Source organism: Burkholderia sp. SRS-W-2-2016, from assembly GCF_001931485.1.
Taxonomy (GTDB): Bacteria; Pseudomonadota; Gammaproteobacteria; order Burkholderiales; family Burkholderiaceae; genus Paraburkholderia.
The window spans coordinates 1-17,278 of record NZ_MSDV01000014.1 but is presented as its reverse complement, the minus strand read 5'-3'; the positions used below and the strand labels follow the sequence as shown (position 1 = coordinate 17,278).

Genomic DNA, 17,278 nt, shown 5'->3' with positions numbered 1-17,278 from the left:
CGCGCATCACGCTCACCTCGGGGCTACCCCGGCACGCGGCATGCGGGCCGGGTGCGCCCCGCCTGTTTTAAAGCAATCTCACCGAATCGAGGACACGACATGGCTCAAGCGAATGTGTACGACAAGCTCAAGGAACTCGGCATCGAACTGCCGGCAGCAGGCGCGCCGGCGGCGGCCTATGTGATGAGCGCGCAAAGCGGCAATACGGTGTACCTGTCCGGCCACATCGCTAAGAAGGACGGCAAGGTGTGGGTCGGCAAGCTCGGCGCGACGATGACGACCGACGAAGGCAAGGCCGCCGCGCGTTCGATCGCGATCGATCTGCTCGCGACGCTGCACACGCACGTCGGCGATCTGAACCGCGTGACGCGCATCGTCAAGCTGATGAGCCTCGTCAACTCGACGCTCGAATTCACCGAACAGCATCTGGTCACCAACGGTGCGTCGGAACTCGTCGCCGACGTGTTCGGCGAACGCGGCAAGCATGCGCGCTCGGCGTTCGGCGTCGCGCAGATTCCGCTCGGCGCGTGCGTCGAGATCGAGTTGATCGCCGAGGTCGAATAAGCTGAGGAGCGCCGCAAGCCGCGGCGTAACAATGCGTCCGGCATAGCAGCGGTTTCGGACACGATTCACGCTGCATTACCTCGCTAAACGCGCCGCCCGGTGTTCCGCACCGGCGGCGCGTTTTGCTTCGGAACGACCTAAAGCGCGCTTAATTTGCGGCCCCGCTCGCGGCTAGAATCACCGCACTCCCCCAACGTTCGCATCAGCCGAGAGAGCCTTATCGATGCCCGTTCACAACGTCCGTTTCAAACAGGTCGACGTGTTTACGTCGACGCCGTTCAAAGGCAATCCGCTCGCGGTCGTGTTCGACGCCGACTCGCTCGATAGCGCGCAGATGCAGGCCATCGCGCGCTGGACCAACCTGTCCGAAACCACCTTTCTTCTGCAACCGACGGACCCGGCCGCCGACTATCGCGTGCGCATCTTCACGCCGGGCGGCGAGTTGCCGTTCGCGGGTCATCCGACGCTCGGCACCGCGCATGCGCTGCTCGAAAGCGGCTACCAGCCGAAGCGCGCCGGCAAGCTGATCCAGCAATGCGGCGTGGGCCTCGTCGAACTCGAAGAGCTGGAAGAAGCTGCGGCGCCCGCCGGCACACCGCGCGCATGGGCCTTTGCCGCGCCGCCCGCGCGCGTCACGCCGCTCGGTGAAGACCGTTACGAAGCGCTCGCTACGGCTTTGCGCAGCAGCGCGATCGATTTCAGCGCGCCGCCCTGCGCGGTCGATAACGGCGCGCCGTGGCTCATCGTGCGCGTCGATTCGGCCCGCACCTGCCTCGCACTCGAACCGGACGCGGCCGCGCTCGCCGAACTCGCGCATTCGGTCGACACGCACGGCCTCGCGGTCTACGGTCCGCACGACGCCGATGGCCCGGCGACCTTCGAGATCCGGTGCCTGATGGCCGGCGGCGGCTTCGGCACCGGCGAGGACCCGGTGACGGGCAGCGCCAACGCCGCGCTCGCGGGTCTGCTGGAGCTGCAGCAACGCCGCCCCGGCGCGCGCTACACCGCGCGGCAAGGCACGGTGCTGGGCCGCGCGGGCGATGTGTCGGTCCACTACGACGATGCGCGCGGCAAGATCTGGATCGGCGGCCCGACGGTGACGATCGTCGATGGGACCTGCCGGCTCGCCTGAGGCGCGCTATTGCACGCCGCACCGCATTCGAACCACGAAAAGCCGCAGTATCGCGCTCGCGCGGGCACAACTTCGCCGCGAGCTCGCCCTACGGTTTTACCTGGTTCTCCGAATTCATGCGCGCCGGATCGCGCGAGCGCGCCGCCCGGACGACGCGCGACGGCAAGTGCCGTGCCCATCGCGGGATTGAACGCCCGCGCGCGCGACAGCCGCGCCAGCTCTAGCGCTCCCGGCTATTCGTCGAACGCGCCGGGGCGCCCGCCGCGCCAGCGTATACCCGATGCGCGGACCCTTCCTTAATCCAGTGGCATTCAGTAAGATCGAAAACATACCCCGTTGACCTGTGGACGGTCAGGCGCGGCGCCACGCCTTCTCCTGCTGCGCAGCAGCTTTGGCACCTTGGTCACCATGCAGCCATTCATTCAATCAGCGCAGTCGATGCCCGTGCGTTTGCCAATCGCTCGCACCGAGCCACGGGCCACCCGATGAGTCAATCCCGCTTCTCCGACCCGCGTGAAGCCAGAGCGCCGCGTGATCCGTCGATCACGCGCCGGCGTGCGCTGCTCGTCATTCCCGCGCTCGGCGTGCTGGTGCTGATCCTGCTGTGGACCGTGATCTTCGCGCGGCTGTCGGTCGAAAAAGAAGCGACCTATCGCGAGGCGATGGCCTCCTCCGCGATCCTTTCGGCGGCGCTCGAACAGCACACGATCAAGGCGATTCACCAGGTCGATCAGATCACCCGCTTCGTCAAATTCGAGTTCGAGAAAACGCCGAATCATTTCGATCTCGCGAGCACCGTCGAAAAAGGCGTGGTGCAAAGCGAGACGCTGGTGCAGGTATCGCTGATCGACGAGCACGGCAAGCTGCTCGCCAATACCGCCGAACTCAATCCGAAACACATCGATCTGTCCGACCGCGAGCACTTCAAGGTCCACGAGCACGAGAACGACGACCAGCTGTACATCAGCAAGCCGGTGCTCGGCCGCATCTCCGGTCACTGGACATTGCAGATGACGCGGCGCCTGAATCATCCGGACGGCTCGTTCGCGGGCGTGGTCGTGGTGTCGGAAGACCCGAGCTACTTCACGACCGACTTTTATAACAACGCCGCGATCGGCCGCGAAGGCGTGATCGCGGTGATCTCCGACAACGGCACCGTGCTCGCGCGCCGCACCGGCAGCGCCGACAAAGCGAACGGCGCGTTCACCGCGAGCGGCACCTACCCGACCTCGGAGCACGTGTCGGGCACCTACGTCGATTCGATCGACGACGTCACCCGCATCGTGTCGTACCGGCATATCGACGGCTATCCGCTCGGCGTGCTGGTCGGTCTTTCGCAGGCCGAAGAATTCGCCGACTACAACCACACGCGCAACGTCTATCTGCTGATGGCGGGCTTCATCTCGCTCGCGATGCTGAGCTTCTTCGCGGTCGCGACCGGCCTGATCGGCAAACTGCTCGGCCGCGAACGCGAGATGACGCACCTCGTCGAATACGATCTGCTGACCGGCCTGCGCAATCGCTACGCGACGCTGCAGGCGCTGCGCCACGACGTCGCGCAACCGGCCAACCTCGGCCGCCTCGCGATCCTGTTCATCGATCTGGACAACTTCAAGACCGTCAACGACACGCTCGGCCACAATGCCGGCGACATCGTGCTGCAGATGACCGCGTCGCGGCTGGCCGCCGCGGTCGGCGACGGCGGCGCGCTGAGCCGGATCGGCGGCGACGAGTTCGTGGTCGTGATCAAGGGCGACGACGTCGAGAAGCGCGCGGTCGCGCTCGCCGAAGCCGCCGGCGAGGTGTTCTCGAAACCGTTCGAAGTACGCGGCAGCTCGTTCGTGCTGCATGCGAGCATCGGCATCGCGCTGTACTCGGTCGCCAACGAAAGCGAGATCGATCTGCTGAAGAAGGCCGACCTCGCGATGTACAGCGCGAAGGACGCCGGCAAGAACTGCTATCAGTTCTATTCGCCGCATCTGTCGCATCGCGCGGACCATCTGATGAAGTGGGAACAGCAGCTGCGCGTCGCGCTCGCCGAAAAGCAGCTGTTCCTCGCGTATCAGCCGAAGATCGATCTGACGCGCCGCTGCATTACCGGCTTCGAGGCGCTGGTGCGCTGGAACCATCCGCAACACGGTCTGATTCCGGCCAACGAATTCATCCCGGTCGCCGAGTCGACCGGACTGATCGTGCCGATCGGCGACTTCGTGATCGAGACCGCGTGCCGTCAGCTCGCGCAGTGGCAGCAGCAGGGCTACGACACGCTGTCGCTCGCGGTCAATATTTCGGCGATGCAGTTCTGGCGCGGCGATCTGTTCGAGACGATCTCGCGCGCAATCGAGGAAACCGGCATTTCCGCGCGCCGCCTCGAACTCGAAATCACCGAGACGACGATGATGGAATATCCGGAAGTCGTCTCCGAAAAAATCGTCGCGTTGAAACGCCTCGGCGTGCGCATCGCGCTCGACGACTTCGGCACCGGCTACTCGTCGCTGTCGTATCTGAACCGCTTCTCGGTCGATACGCTGAAAGTCGATCGCTCGTTCGTGCAGGCGATTCCGGGCGACCGCAGCGTGTGCGTGATGGTCACCGCGATCGTCAATCTGGCGCGCTCGCTCGGGCTCACGGTGGTGGTCGAAGGCACCGAGACCGAGGAGCAGATCGCGTGGCTGGCCGCGCTCGGCCATATCGAGGCGCAGGGCTTCCTGTTCTCGCGGCCGGTGCCGGTCGAGGCGATCCCGGCGCTGCTCGAACGCTTCGGCGTGTGCGGCGTCAACAGCCGGCGCGCCGCGCACGAAACCGATCACACCAGCAGCGTGTCGAGCACCAACAACTAAAGGACCGGTCCCCGCGCGCCGGGGCCAGCGTATCGCGATGCAGACCATCACGAGCGAGGAGGCTGCGAGCCGTGGGCAACGGGAACCGCTATGGACGCTGTTCCGGGTCGTGCTCGGGCTGTCCGCGCTGTCGTGGGGCGGCCTTGCGCTGATGGCGCAACTCGAGCATCACTATGTCGAACGCGAAGGCCGGCTGTCGCGGGTCGCGTTCTCCGATCTGATCGCGTTGGCGTGGATGGTGCCGGGGCCGGTCGGCTGCAACGTCGCGGTGCAGCTCGGCCATGCGCTGCGCGGCCGCGCCGGCGCATGGGTCGCCGGGGTCGCGAGCGTGCTGCCCTTCTTCACGCTGATGACCCTGTTCGCAATCTTCTACCGCACGCCGCTCGTGCATGCGGTCGCGTCGCAAACGCTGCTGCATCACTTCAGCGTCGTGCTCGCCACATTGATCGCGGTGACCTGGTACAAGCAGACCCGCGCGCTGGTGCGCGGCAAGCTCGAAGGGAGCGCGGCGCTGCTCGGCTGCATCGCGCTGTTCTTCGCGCACAGCGCGGCGGCCTATGTGGTGATGCTCGGCGCGTCGTTCGGCGCCGGCTGGTTCGCGAGCCCGGAGCGCGCTACGCGGCTGAAGGTCTCGCTCGCACCCGGCGACTACCGGCTGCTGGCCGCGCTCGCGGTATTGCTCCTGTTATTCGCGTTGCCGCTGCCGCCTCGTTATGAACTCGCGCTGCTGTGGCCGCGCCTCGCCGGCGCCGGCATGACGCTGTTCGGCGGCGGCTTCTCCGCGTTGCCTGTTCTGAAGACGCTATTCGTCACGCCGGCGATCGGCGTATCGGACAACGACTTCACGCTCGCGTTTTCGCTATCGCCGCTGTCGCCCGGACCGCTGCTCAACGTGGTGCCGTTCTTCGGCTATCTGATCGATGGCTGGGCCGGCGCGCTGATCGCGACGCTCGCGCTATTCGTGCCGTCGGGCGCCCTCGTGGTGCTCGCACAGCGGCATCTGCACCGGTTGAAGGCGAATCCGCGCTTCGAGCATGGGATGAGGATTTTGCGCGCGGTCACGACCGCGTTTCTCGCGGTGGCCGTGCTGAAGATTGCTGCGCATGTGCCGCTGGAGCCGGTCTATCTGCTGACCGCGCTCTTCTCCGCGCTGTGCTTCGCGAGGCTGAAGGTGCCGGTGTACGTCGTGTATGGGACGGTGGCCGTGGTGTGCGGCGTGTGGCTCGCGTATCACGCGGCCGGGTGATGCGTTGCGGACCTCGAGTTCGCCGAGGTCCGCAAGCCGTTTGCTGAAAAGCTAGAGAGAGATCAGAACCCGCGCGACAGGACCGCGACGCCGATCGTCACGACGCCGAGCACCAGATTGATCAGCACCAGACGACGAATCGTGCCGACCGCCCGCGCGCCGTCCGGCCATTTCTGCGCCTGCACCGCGCGGCGGATACGCGGAAATACCGCGAAACGGATATGCCCGAAGATCAGCATCATCACGATGCCGAGGCCGGCCATCGCGTGCATCGGCCAGCTCGCGTGGCCGCCGCCGAATTGCATTAGCAGAAAGCCGCCGCTGATCAGGATCACCAGCACCGACGCGCCGACCCAGTTGAAGAAGCGGCCGAACACCGACTCCCACAGCGGCAGCCGCAGCTGCGGCGACAGATCGCCGAGCGCCGGGCGCAGACAGAAATGCGCGAACACCATGCCGCCGACCCACACCGCCACCCCGAGCAGATGCAGAAAAATCGCGACTTCGATGGCCTTGCCCATATAGTTTTCCTCTCGTGACGCGTTACCGTTTAGGACACTTGATCTTGCCAGCGGCTACTGAGCGCATTCGACCATGCGCGATGCATGCAGTTCCGAGTATCCATCAGTATTGCGTCGTATTTTTGTCTTTCTGATCGCGGCCCATGTTGCCGGCCGCGTTGCCGTCGCGCACCGTTGTTGCCACCACCCTTTCGCGACGGTCTTTTTTGCGACAACCGGCGAGCGCCCCGCATGCTAGCAGGCGCGCACCGTTTTCCAGCGTCAAACTTTGTTAAGCCGCGGTCATGCCGGCAGTACCGGCCGCATGCCGTCGAGCTTCATCTTGCTGTCGGGCGCGCGGCCCTTGCGGGCACGTTTGCCGACATGCGCGGCGAGCGCGGCACCGCTCAGCTTCTCTTCGTCGACGCGGCCGCCGCGACGCGTGCCGATCAGCATCAGACCGGCTGCGTTGATCGCGAGCGCCTGCGCGAGCGTCTCGTTGTCGTCGAGGGCCATCAGCGTGACGCCGCGGCCGCCGCCCGACAAGGTCTTCATCTCGTCGAGGCCGAACACCAGTAGACGCCCACCCGAGGACAGACACGCGATCTGCGCGGCATCCGGCAGCATCGGCATCGGCGCGAGCGGCGCGGCGCCCGCGTCGATCGTCATGAACGACTTGCCGGCCTTCACGCGGCTGACCATGTCGCCGACCTTCGCGATAAAGCCGAAGCCGTTGCTCGATGCGAGCAGCAGCGCCTGGTCCGCCGACGCCGCGTAGTAATGCATCAGATGGCTGCCCGATTCGAGTTCGATCAGCGAGGTGACCGGCACGCCGTCGCCGCGGCCGCCCGGCAGCGTCGCGACCGCGACCGAATAGACGCGGCCGTTGCTGCCCCACGCGATCAGCATGTCCGGCGTGCGGCACTGGAACGCCGCGTACAGGCCGTCGCCGGCCTTGAAGCTGAAGCCCGCGGTGTCGAGCCCGTGGCCCTTCAACGCGCGCACCCAGCCCTTCTGCGACACCACCACCGTGACCGGTTCGTCGACCACGCGCGCTTCGAAGGTCGCGCGCTTTTCCTGCTGGATCAGCGTGCGGCGCTCGTCGCCGTACTGCTTCGCGTCGGCGTCGATTTCCTTGATCAGCAGGCGCTTCATCGACGATTCGCTGCCGAGCAGTTCTTCGAGCTTCGCCTTCTCGTCGCGCAGCTCGGCCAGTTCCTTCTCGATCTTGATCTTTTCCAGTCGCGCCAACTGACGCAGACGGATTTCCAGAATATCTTCGGCCTGGCGGTCGGACAGCCCGAACGCGGCCATCAGCGCGACCTTCGGCTCGTCCGATTCGCGGATGATGCGGATCACCTCGTCGATATTCAGGAAGACGATCATCCGGCCTTCGAGAATATGGATCCGGTCGTCGACCTTCGACAGCCGATGCCGCGTGCGCCGCGTAACCGTCGCGAAACGGAACGCGATCCACTCGCTGAGGATTTCGCCGAGCCCCTTCTGACGCGGCCGGCCGTCGCCGCCGACCATCACCATGTTCAGCGGCGCGTTCGATTCGAGGCTGGTATGCGCGAGCAGCGTGTTGACGAACTCGGTCTGATCGATGCGGCTCGACTTCGGCTCGAACACGAGGCGCACCGGCGCATCCTTGCCGGACTCGTCGCGCACCGCGTCGACCAGCGCGAGCAGCGTCTGCTTGGTCTGCAACTGTTCGGGTGTGAGCGTCTTCTTGCCGAGCTTGATCTTCGGGTTGGTCTGCTCTTCGATCTCTTCGAGCACCTTCTGCGCGGCCGTGTTCGGCGGCAGTTCGGTGATCACCAGTTGCCACTGGCCGCGCGCGAGTTCTTCGATCTTCCACCGCGCGCGCACCTTCAGGCTGCCGCGGCCGGACTCGTACGCGGCGGCGATTTCCGCTTCGCTCGAAATGATCTGGCCGCCGCCCGGGAAGTCCGGGCCCGGCACCAGCTGCATCAGTTCCGCGTGCGACAGCTTCGGATTGCGAATCAGCGCGACCGCCGCGCTCGCGACTTCGCGCAGGTTGTGCGACGGGATTTCCGTCGCGAGACCGACCGCGATACCCGATGCGCCATTGAGCAGCACGAACGGCAGACGCGCGGGCAGCACCTTCGGCTCCTCGAACGAGCCGTCGTAGTTGGCCATGAAGTCGACCGTGCCCTGGTCGATTTCGGCGAGCAGCAGTTTCGCGATCGGCGTCAGACGCGCTTCCGTGTAACGCATCGCCGCCGCGCCGTCGCCGTCGCGCGAGCCGAAGTTGCCCTGGCCGTCGATCAGCGGATAGCGCATCGAAAAGTCCTGCGCGAGACGCACGAGTGCGTCGTACGCGGACTGGTCGCCGTGCGGGTGGTATTTACCGAGCACGTCGCCGACCACGCGCGCCGACTTGACCGGCTTCGCGTTGTCGCCGAGACCCATCTCGTTCATCGCGAACAGGATGCGGCGTTGCACCGGCTTCTGGCCGTCGCACACGTCCGGCAGCGCGCGGCCCTTGACCACGCTGACCGCGTACTCGAGGTACGCGCGCTCCGCGTAGTTGCCGAGCGTCAGCACGTCGCTGTCCGGCGGCGGCTCGTTGAAAAGGTCGAGAGAGTTATCGTCGTCCATCTAGATTCCGTATCCGTGTTTGGCTTGAAGTCGATCCGCGGTATGGCGCGCGTGTCGCGCTCAGATATCCGCTTCCACTTCGTTGCCCTTTTCTTCGAGCCAGCTGCGGCGCGACGCCGCTTCGCCCTTGCCCATCAGCATCGTCATTCGCGCGACGGTGGCGTCGTAGTCGAGCTCGCCGAGCGCGACCGGTTGCAGGCGACGCGTGTCGGGATTCATCGTCGTATCCCACAGCTGCTCGGCGCTCATTTCGCCCAAGCCCTTGAAACGGCTGATCGACCACTGGCTGTCGCGCACACCGTCCTTGCGCAGCTTGTCGAGAATCGCTTCGAGCTCGCCTTCGTCGAGCGCGTACAGCTTCTGCGCGGGCTTCTTGCCGCGCGCGGGCGCATCGACCCGAAACAGCGGCGGACGCGCGACGCACACGTGACCGCGTTCGATCAGTTGCGGGAAGTGTTTGAAGAACAGCGTGAGCAGCAACACCTGGATGTGCGAACCATCGACGTCCGCGTCCGACAGGATGCAGATCTTGCCGTAGCGCAGATTCGACAGATCGACCTTGTCGTCCGGGTTGTGCGGATCGACGCCGATCGCGACCGAGATGTCGTGCACCTCGTTGTTCGCGAACAGGCGGTCGCGTTCGGTTTCCCACGTGTTCAGCACCTTGCCGCGCAACGGCAGGATTGCCTGGTACTCCTTGTCGCGCCCCATCTTCGCGGAGCCGCCGGCCGAATCGCCCTCGACGAGGAACAGTTCGTTGCGGCCGATTTCCGTCGATTCGCAGTCGGTCAGCTTGCCCGGCAGCACCGCGACGCCCGAGCTCTTGCGCTTCTCGACCTTCTGGCCGGCGCGGGTGCGCGCCTGCGCCTGCTTGATCACCAGATCGGCGAGCTTCTTGCCGTGCTCGACGTGCTGGTTCAGCCACAGTTCCAGCGCCGGGCGCGAGAACGACGACACCAGCTTGACCGCGTCGCGGCTATTCAGACGCTCCTTGATCTGGCCTTGGAACTGCGGATCGAGCACCTTCGCGGACAGCACGAACGACACCCGCGCGAACACGTCTTCGGCGAGCAGCTTGACGCCCTTCGGCTGCAGGTTGTGCAACTCGACGAAGCTCTTGACCGCCTGGAACAGACCGTCGCGCAGACCCGATTCGTGGGTGCCGCCCGCGGGCGTCGGAATCAGGTTCACGTACGACTCGCGCGTGAGCGGACCTTCCTCGCTCCACGCGACGACCCATGCGGCGCCCTCGCCCTCGGCGAAGGTCTCTTCGCTCGAACGCGAGCTTTCCGCGTAGCGCTCGCCTTCGAACAACGGGATCAGCAGGTCGCTGCCGTTCATCCCTTCGAGCAGGTAGCCGCGCAGACCGTCTTCGTATTTCCAGCTTTGCTGTTCGCCGGTTTTCTCGTTGACGAGCGTGACTTCGACGCCCGGCAGCAGCACCGCTTTCGAGCGCAGCAGACGTTGCAGTTCGCCGAGCGGCAGGTTCGGCGAATCGAAATATTTCGGATCGGCCCACGCGGTCACGCGCGTGCCGGATTTCTTGTCGCCTTTGGCGGCCGCGCGCACTTCGAGCGGCTTGGCGACGTCGCCGTGAGCAAAGCTCAGTTCGGCGATCTTGCCGTCGCGCCACACGGTGACGTCGAGGCGGGTGGACAGTGCGTTGGTGACCGACACGCCGACGCCGTGCAGGCCGCCGGAGAACGTGTACGCGCCGCCGGCGGCCTTGTCGAATTTGCCGCCCGCGTGCAGGCGGGTGAACACGATTTCGACGACCGGCACGCCCTCTTCGGGGTGCATGCCGAACGGGATGCCGCGACCGTCGTCCTCGACCGAGACCGAATGGTCCGCGTGCAACGTGACGGTGATTTGCCGGCCGTAGCCGCCGAGGGCTTCGTCCGACGCGTTGTCGATGACTTCCTGAATGATGTGCAGCGGATTCTCGGTGCGGGTGTACATGCCGGGTCGTTGCTTGACCGGCTCCAGACCCTTCAACACCTTGATCGACGCTTCGCTATACGCGGCGTTTGGCTTTTTCGTAGACATGATTGACTCGGTGCGTCGGTTCATCGTTGTCCACAGGTCCTGTGGACAGGTCCGTGGACAAGGCGTTGAGTTTTCAAAAAAAGCGAAACGAAACAACAGAGTTAGGTGGGGTGCCCGCGCTGCGGGCAAGCTGTTTTGTCGCGCGGCTCCCCTCACGCGTGCTCAACTGCGGGACGCGGCCGCGCAGAGCGCTGGGGGAGCTTGTTCGCGGGGTATTGTACTGATTTAGATCACGGCGGCAATTGACATCGGTCGCAATTGGCCGGCTGGACAAGGGAAAGCGGGCGATTACACCGCGCCGTGACGGTTATGGGCGATCCGCGCGATGTGCCGTCCGGCCAGGTGGGCCGGTGAATCCGCACGAACGTGCGCGCTTTCGATGCGCGGCGCGGTGAGGCGCGGTGAGACTTGATGAGATCGATGCGCGGCTGCGCTTTGCCGTTTCTGCTTTTATGTTTCTGTTTGTGCTGGCCGGACTATTCGTGCAATTGAAGCCGCGTCAGATGACGCTTGCGCGCCGCCGCGTTACCCGCTCATTACTTGACGCGATTTTCCAGCTCGTCCCAACGCTCGAGCGCGAGCATCAGTTCTTCGTCGATTTCCGCATAACGCTCGGTCAGCCGCGCGCCCTCGCGTGCATCGCGCGAGAACACCGAACCGTCTTCGAGCTGCGCGCCGATCGCTTTCTGCTCGGTCTCGAGTTCGGCGATTTTCTGCGGCAGCGCCTCCAGCTCGCGCTGCTCCTTGAACGACAGCTTGACGCTGCGCTGCGCATTGCGGCCGCCGGCGTTGTCCTTCGACGCGGCCTCTTTCGGAGCTTCCTTGTTCGCGCCCTTCTGCGCTTCCAGCGCGAGTTGCTCCGAGCGCTCGCGCTGGGTCTGCCAGTCGCTGAAGCCGCCGACATATTCGCGCCACTTGCCGCCACCCTCCGAAGCGATCACCGACGTCACCACGTTGTCGAGAAACGCGCGGTCGTGGCTGACCAGCAGCACGGTGCCGTCGTACTCGATCAGCAGTTCTTCGAGCAGTTCGAGCGTCGGAATGTCGAGGTCGTTGGTCGGCTCGTCGAGCACCAGCACGTTGGCCGGGCGCGCGAACAGACGCGCGAGCAACAGGCGATTACGCTCGCCGCCCGACAGCGACTTGACCGGCGAACGCGCGCGTTCCGGCGCGAACAGGAAGTCGCCGAGATAGCTCATCACGTGCTTCTTCTGGCCGTTGACTTCGACCCATTCGCTGCCGGGGCTGATCGTGTCCGCGAGACTCTTTTCCAGATCGAGCTGCGCGCGCATCTGATCGAAGTACGCGACCTGCAGGTTGGTGCCGACGCGCACGTTGCCTTCGTCGGGCGCGAGTTCGCCGAGGATCAGCTTGAGCAGCGTGGTCTTGCCCGCGCCGTTCGGCCCGATGAAGCCGATCTTGTCGCCGCGCATCACCGTCGCGGTGAAATTGTCGACCACCGTGCGGGCGGCGTAGCGCTTGGTCACGTCGGTGAGTTCCGCGACGATCTTGCCGGACTTCTCGCCCTGGCCGACGTCGAGCTTCACGTTGCCCTGCACGTTGCGGCGCTCGGCGCGCTCGTTACGCATCTGCACGAGGCGCGCGATACGGCCGACGCTGCGCGTGCGGCGCGCCTCGACGCCCTTGCGGATCCACACTTCTTCCTGTGCGAGCAGCTTGTCGAACTTGTCGTTTTCGATCCGCTCGACTTCGAGCTGCTGCGCCTTGCGGGTTTGATACGCGGAGAAATTGCCCGGGTACGACAACAGCCGCCCGCGATCGAGTTCGACGATGCGCGTCGCGACGCGGTCGAGAAACGCGCGGTCGTGGGTGATGAACAGCAGGCCGGCGCGCAGCGACACCAGCAGATCTTCGAGCCAGCGGATGCCGTCGAAGTCGAGGTGGTTGGTCGGCTCGTCGAGCAGCAGCACGTCGGGCTGCACGACCAGCGCGCGAGCGAGCGCCGCGCGCTTTTGCATCCCGCCGGACAGCGAACCGACGCGCGCCTCGCCGTTCAGGCCGATCTGCTGCAGCGTGGTCGCGACGCGGGTGCTCCAGTTCCACGCGTCGGCCGCATCGAGCGACGATTGCAGCGTGTTCATGCGCGCCAGCAGCGCGTCGTGCTCCGCGCCCTCGGGCGTGTCGGCGAGCTGATGGGCGACCACGTCGTATTCGTCGAGCAGCGCGCGCGCGTGAGTCAGGCCGGCGGCGACCGCGTCGAACACGGTGTCGTCCGGATTGAACTCGGGCTCCTGTGGCACGTAGACGGTGGTGAGGTTCTGCTGGCGGCTGATCAGCGCGTCGTCGGGCTTGGCGAGGTCGGCGACGATCTTCAGCAGCGACGACTTGCCCGCGCCGTTGCGCCCGATCAACCCGACGCGCTCGCCCGCTTCGAGCGAGAAATCCGCGTGGTCGAGCAACGCGACGTGACCGAACGCGAGCTGCGCTCCGGTAATGGTGTAAAGCGACATGGGAATGGGAAAAGCAGCGATGGGTCGGAACTGCTTATTGTACCGGGCGGGAGGCGGGAGGCTTGGGGGTTTGCGGGCGGCGGCGGGAAGGCCCAGCGCGTTGCAGGGTTGCGGCGGAAGGCTCGGCGCTTTGAGGAGCACGGGGAATTCAGGCGGGCGGCGGCCCGATCGCGCTTGTTGAGCGCACGACGCGGGCGGCGCAATCGATCTGCGCGCGCCCACGTTTGACAGAACAGCCGCTATCTCACTTCACGTGGACCGTGATCGTCTTGCTCATCTCCGGCCCGTACGAGCGATGCGCGCCGTCGCCGAATTGCAGCGTCAGCGTGTGGTCGCCCGGCGGCAGCGTCAGATCGGTTTCGGTTTGGCCCTTGCCGAAGTGCAGCGCCTTGTCGTTCGCGGGGATCACCTCGCCCTTCGGCAGCGGCTTGCCGTCGATCAGCAGATGATGGTGCCCGGTGCCGTCGGTCATCGTGCCGGCGGGCGCGATCTTCGCGCCGTCGACGGCGAACACGACGTGCACCGGATTGCTGACGGTCGCGCCGTCGGCCGGCTGCACGAAGGACACGCTCGCGGCCTGGGCCGCACCCGACACGGCGATCAGTCCCGCCGCAGCGATACCGGCCAACCATTTGTTCTTGAACATCGTTTTCTCCTTTGGGAACTCGAGCCTGCCGCTCGACGCTGCTCGCGCATTCGATCGGGATCGAGCGTCGCGAAAGCGGGTGTGTGCGCGGCGGGCTTCGTCTAACGAAAGCGCTGCGGATCAAGCATACACGCTGTGCGTGACACGGCTTGTCGAAGCGGCCTGGGGGATGCTCCCTGACAGACTAGCAGCGCCGCATCCGGACTTCGCGGCCGGTTTGACAAATTCCGGTAACATTGCGGGTTGCCGCTTGCCCCAAAAGGGGGCAGACCAGTCGGCTATTGCATTGAATGAGAGAGTGTTTGTCGTGAGTGAAGTAATCGATGTGACCGAATACAAGAGCTGGGTCTGCCTGATTTGCGGCTGGATCTACAACGAGGAAGAAGGCCTGCCCGAAGAAGGCATCGCGCCGGGTACGCGCTTCGCCGCTATCCCGGAAGACTGGCGCTGCCCGCTGTGCGATGTGGGTAAGGCGGAGTTTGCGGTGGTGGAGTTCTGAGACTCGGATTTTGCGCAGCGCTCGTTAGGTAGTTAGATAGGCCTGTGATTTGCGGCGGCCCGGCAGACGATGTTTGCCGGGCCGTTTGGTTTTGTGCGGCCGGTTGGGACGATTGACGCACGGGGCTTGGTGCGCGGCTATTTTTGGTCCTCCTTTTGCTTGGGAGGGTTTGATATACTCTGCGCTCGCTGGCGGATCCGGGCTTAAACAGTCCTCGCGGATTCCAGTCAGCCCGGTCCACTCCCTGTAGTTCAATGGATAGAACAAGTGCCTCCTAAGCGCTAGATACAGGTTCGATTCCTGTCAGGGGGACCAGATAGCTTCCCAGCTACTCCCAGATTGCTCAGAAAAGCCCCGTATGCGTCGCGCTGCGGGGCTTTTTGCTTATCGAGTGCCGATCTCCGTCTCCAGGCGATGCAGCGTCCGACTGCCACACCACATGCCCGCCACGCTTGCCTTCCCCGACACAACCCATAATAATTATGGGTATGCCAGTCAAGCCCACCCCTGCTCAAGCTAAACGACGCCAACCTCCAAAGGTTGATCCGTGAAGCCGCCGCCGACACGGCTCGAGTCTTCTTCCGCAAGCATGCCAAACAGCGGATGCGAGAACGCAAGATCACGCCGACTCAGGTGTACAGCTGCCTTCGGCGCGGCGCCGTATCCGAACCGGCGCACCTGAACCTGCACGGCAACTGGCAATGCACACTAACCTGGCGCCATGCCGGCGACGACGTCTCAGTGGCTGCGGCGTTAGAACGTGACGATCACGGCAACTGGATCGTCATCATCACGGTGTTTTAAGGAGAAGCCATGTACCACTACACAGAAACAGGGCTGCAAAACGTGTGGCTGGCAAACGGCTACCACGTACGAAAAACCAGCTACGGCGAAGCGGTATCGATTGAAGACGCGGACGGCCTGCATCGCGCGATCGGCCGCAAGCTCGCATGCAAGAATCAGCTGACCGGCGCCGAGTTCCGCTTCCTTCGCAAGGAACTGGACCTGTCCCAGCATCGGCTCGCCGATCTGCTCGGCACGACCGAACAGACGGTTGCGCTATGGGAAAGGAAAGGCAAAATCCCGAAAACCGCCGACCGGATGTTTCGCGCGCTTTATCTGGAGGCCATCGACGGCAACGTCAGGCTCAAGGACATGATCGAGCGCGTCGCCAATCTGGATCGGAAAGTCGACGAGAAACTCGTCTTTCAGAATACGGAGGCCGGTTGGCTTCCGAAGGCAGCCTGACCCCACGAGCCGCACGGCACACCATTTCAGAACCCAGTGGCAGAACCGGCGGATTACTCGTGCTGCCTGGATCACCTGGATAAAGAAAAGCCCCGCAGGCATCACACCGCGGGGCTTTTTGCTTCAATCAGCGATCAGCAATCATCAATCAGCGCGCGACTACCAAAGCGCGCACCATCACCCAATCACCCCGGCCGCTTCGGAATATCCAACCCCCGCGCCACCGCCGGCCGCGCGACGAACGCCGCCAGCACGCGCTGCACGTTCGGGAAGTCCTGAATCCCGACCAGCTCCCCCGCTTCGTAGAAACCGATCAGATTGCGCACCCACGGAAAAATCGAGATATCCGCGATCGTGTACTGATCGCCCATCACCCACGCGCGTCCCGCGAGGCGCTGTTCGAGCACGCCGAGCAGCCGCTTAGATTCGGCGACGTAGCGATCGCGCGGCCGCTTGTCCTCATACTCCTTGCCGGCGAATTTATGGAAGAAGCCGACCTGACCGAACATCGGCCCGATCCCGCCCATCTGGAACATCACCCACTGGATCGTTTCGTAGCGACCGGCGGTATCGCGCGGAATCAGCTGACCGCTTTTATCGGCGAGATAGATCAGGATCGCGCCCGACTCGAACAGCGGCAGCGGCTTGCCGTCCGGACCGTTCGGATCGAGGATCGCGGGAATCTTGTTGTTCGGGCTCAGCGACAGAAACTCGGGCGTCATCTGATCGTTGGTATCGAAACGCACCAGATGCGGTTCGTACGCGAGGCCGGTTTCCTCGAGCATGATCGAAACTTTGACGCCGTTCGGCGTCGGCAGCGAATAAAGCTGGATGCGCTCCGGATGCTCGGCCGGCCATTTTTTCGTGATCGGGAATGCGGACAGATCGGTCATGGGTACAGGTCGCCTCGGCGAGAGAAATTGCAAGAGGCGCCCAATATAAACCGACTCGGCTCAGCGCGTGCGCGACCACGCGAAACCCTCGACCACGCCCGCGCCGCCGCGTTGGCCCGCCAGACGTGAGTCACGGCCCCCGGCTCACGCGCACCATCGCACCATGAGTCTCACCACAAATCCTTGGTCGCGGTCCCCGCGCGCAGGTTGAAATCCTCGCGCCACAGCGACGCGCCGACCGTCAGCAACAATGTCTTCTCGTTGCCGTCGAGCAACTCCCACGCGGTCGACAGCCACGTCGCGAAACCCGCGCACGTCGCTTCGAGATCGGGCGGTGTCTTGCCTTCCAGGTACTGCCGTTCGAACATCGAAAGTATTTTTTCGGGTGTCATTGGCGCTTTTCTCCTGGTGGGATTGCGCCCAGTCTAAATGCGTCGCACCGCGCGCGAAACGGCCTTTCGCGCGATCACGGGTTACTCCCAGGCCGTTCGCCGGCACGCCGCGAGCGCGACCCACACTGTGGTACGGAACGCGTCGCGCCAACCCGCCCAACACGCCGCCCCACCAC

Annotated in this window: 15 protein-coding genes and 1 tRNA gene; 8 read left to right on the top strand and 8 right to left on the bottom strand. The window is 64.6% G+C overall.

Features of this window, described 5'->3' with window-relative positions; translation table 11 throughout:
* Positions 1–99: 99 nt before the first annotated feature.
* The 4 genes from BTH42_RS04490 to BTH42_RS04475 all read left to right on the top strand — a co-directional run bounded on the left by BTH42_RS04490 (position 100) and on the right by BTH42_RS04475 (position 5,782).
* The gene (locus BTH42_RS04490) at positions 100–564 is read left to right on the top strand and encodes a RidA family protein (RefSeq protein ID WP_075296211.1); all 465 of its coding nucleotides are present in this window, start codon (positions 100–102) and stop codon (positions 562–564) included.
* 223 nt (positions 565–787) lie between these two features.
* Positions 788–1,696, top strand: coding sequence for a PhzF family phenazine biosynthesis protein (locus BTH42_RS04485; RefSeq protein ID WP_075296209.1), 909 nt, complete (start codon positions 788–790; stop codon positions 1,694–1,696).
* A gap of 485 nt (positions 1,697–2,181) precedes the next feature.
* Positions 2,182–4,536, top strand: a complete 2,355-nt coding sequence (locus BTH42_RS04480) for an EAL domain-containing protein (RefSeq protein ID WP_075296198.1) — start codon at positions 2,182–2,184, stop codon at positions 4,534–4,536.
* A gap of 37 nt (positions 4,537–4,573) precedes the next feature.
* Positions 4,574–5,782 (top strand): chromate transporter, encoded by a 1,209-nt coding sequence (locus tag BTH42_RS04475; RefSeq protein WP_075296196.1) that lies wholly within the window; start codon positions 4,574–4,576, stop codon positions 5,780–5,782.
* 62 nt (positions 5,783–5,844) lie between these two features.
* Here BTH42_RS04475 and BTH42_RS04470 read toward each other — a convergent pair whose 3' ends face one another.
* The 6 genes from BTH42_RS04470 to BTH42_RS04450 all read right to left on the bottom strand — a co-directional run bounded on the left by BTH42_RS04470 (position 5,845) and on the right by BTH42_RS04450 (position 14,070).
* Complete coding sequence (locus tag BTH42_RS04470; RefSeq protein WP_075296194.1) at positions 5,845–6,303, bottom strand: CopD family protein; 459 nt, start codon at positions 6,301–6,303, stop codon at positions 5,845–5,847.
* A gap of 103 nt (positions 6,304–6,406) precedes the next feature.
* Positions 6,407–6,568, bottom strand: a complete 162-nt coding sequence (locus tag BTH42_RS35350) for a hypothetical protein (protein ID WP_178392118.1) — start codon at positions 6,566–6,568, stop codon at positions 6,407–6,409.
* 17 nt (positions 6,569–6,585) lie between these two features.
* Positions 6,586–8,907 (bottom strand): DNA topoisomerase IV subunit A, encoded by a 2,322-nt coding sequence (parC, locus tag BTH42_RS04465; protein WP_075296192.1) that lies wholly within the window; start codon positions 8,905–8,907, stop codon positions 6,586–6,588.
* A gap of 60 nt (positions 8,908–8,967) precedes the next feature.
* Positions 8,968–10,953: a DNA topoisomerase IV subunit B gene (locus BTH42_RS04460; RefSeq protein WP_075296190.1), complete on the bottom strand. Its 1,986-nt coding sequence runs from the start codon at positions 10,951–10,953 to the stop codon at positions 8,968–8,970.
* A 536-nt stretch (positions 10,954–11,489) separates the two neighbouring features.
* A complete protein-coding gene (locus BTH42_RS04455) occupies positions 11,490–13,424 on the bottom strand; it encodes an ATP-binding cassette domain-containing protein (RefSeq protein ID WP_075296188.1) in 1,935 nt (644 codons plus the stop codon).
* A 244-nt stretch (positions 13,425–13,668) separates the two neighbouring features.
* Complete coding sequence (locus tag BTH42_RS04450) at positions 13,669–14,070, bottom strand: DUF4399 domain-containing protein (protein WP_075296186.1); 402 nt, start codon at positions 14,068–14,070, stop codon at positions 13,669–13,671.
* Between the two features lie 307 nt (positions 14,071–14,377).
* On the opposite strand from BTH42_RS04450, the gene BTH42_RS04445 reads away from it, so the two are divergent.
* From BTH42_RS04445 to BTH42_RS04430, 4 genes are all read left to right on the top strand, one after another.
* Positions 14,378–14,569, top strand: coding sequence for a rubredoxin (locus BTH42_RS04445; RefSeq protein ID WP_075296315.1), 192 nt, complete (start codon positions 14,378–14,380; stop codon positions 14,567–14,569).
* A gap of 240 nt (positions 14,570–14,809) precedes the next feature.
* Positions 14,810–14,884: transfer RNA gene (locus tag BTH42_RS04440), tRNA-Arg, on the top strand.
* A 225-nt stretch (positions 14,885–15,109) separates the two neighbouring features.
* The gene (locus BTH42_RS04435; protein WP_256701775.1) at positions 15,110–15,373 is read left to right on the top strand and encodes a DUF4258 domain-containing protein; all 264 of its coding nucleotides are present in this window, start codon (positions 15,110–15,112) and stop codon (positions 15,371–15,373) included.
* Between the two features lie 9 nt (positions 15,374–15,382).
* Positions 15,383–15,817 (top strand): DNA-binding transcriptional regulator, encoded by a 435-nt coding sequence (locus BTH42_RS04430; RefSeq protein ID WP_075296181.1) that lies wholly within the window; start codon positions 15,383–15,385, stop codon positions 15,815–15,817.
* Between the two features lie 185 nt (positions 15,818–16,002).
* On the opposite strand, the gene BTH42_RS04425 is transcribed toward BTH42_RS04430, so the two are convergent.
* Both BTH42_RS04425 and BTH42_RS04420 read right to left on the bottom strand, forming a co-directional pair.
* The gene (locus BTH42_RS04425) at positions 16,003–16,710 is read right to left on the bottom strand and encodes a glutathione S-transferase C-terminal domain-containing protein (RefSeq protein ID WP_075296179.1); all 708 of its coding nucleotides are present in this window, start codon (positions 16,708–16,710) and stop codon (positions 16,003–16,005) included.
* A gap of 170 nt (positions 16,711–16,880) precedes the next feature.
* A complete protein-coding gene (locus tag BTH42_RS04420) occupies positions 16,881–17,102 on the bottom strand; it encodes a hypothetical protein (protein ID WP_075296177.1) in 222 nt (73 codons plus the stop codon).
* Positions 17,103–17,278 lie beyond the last annotated feature (176 nt).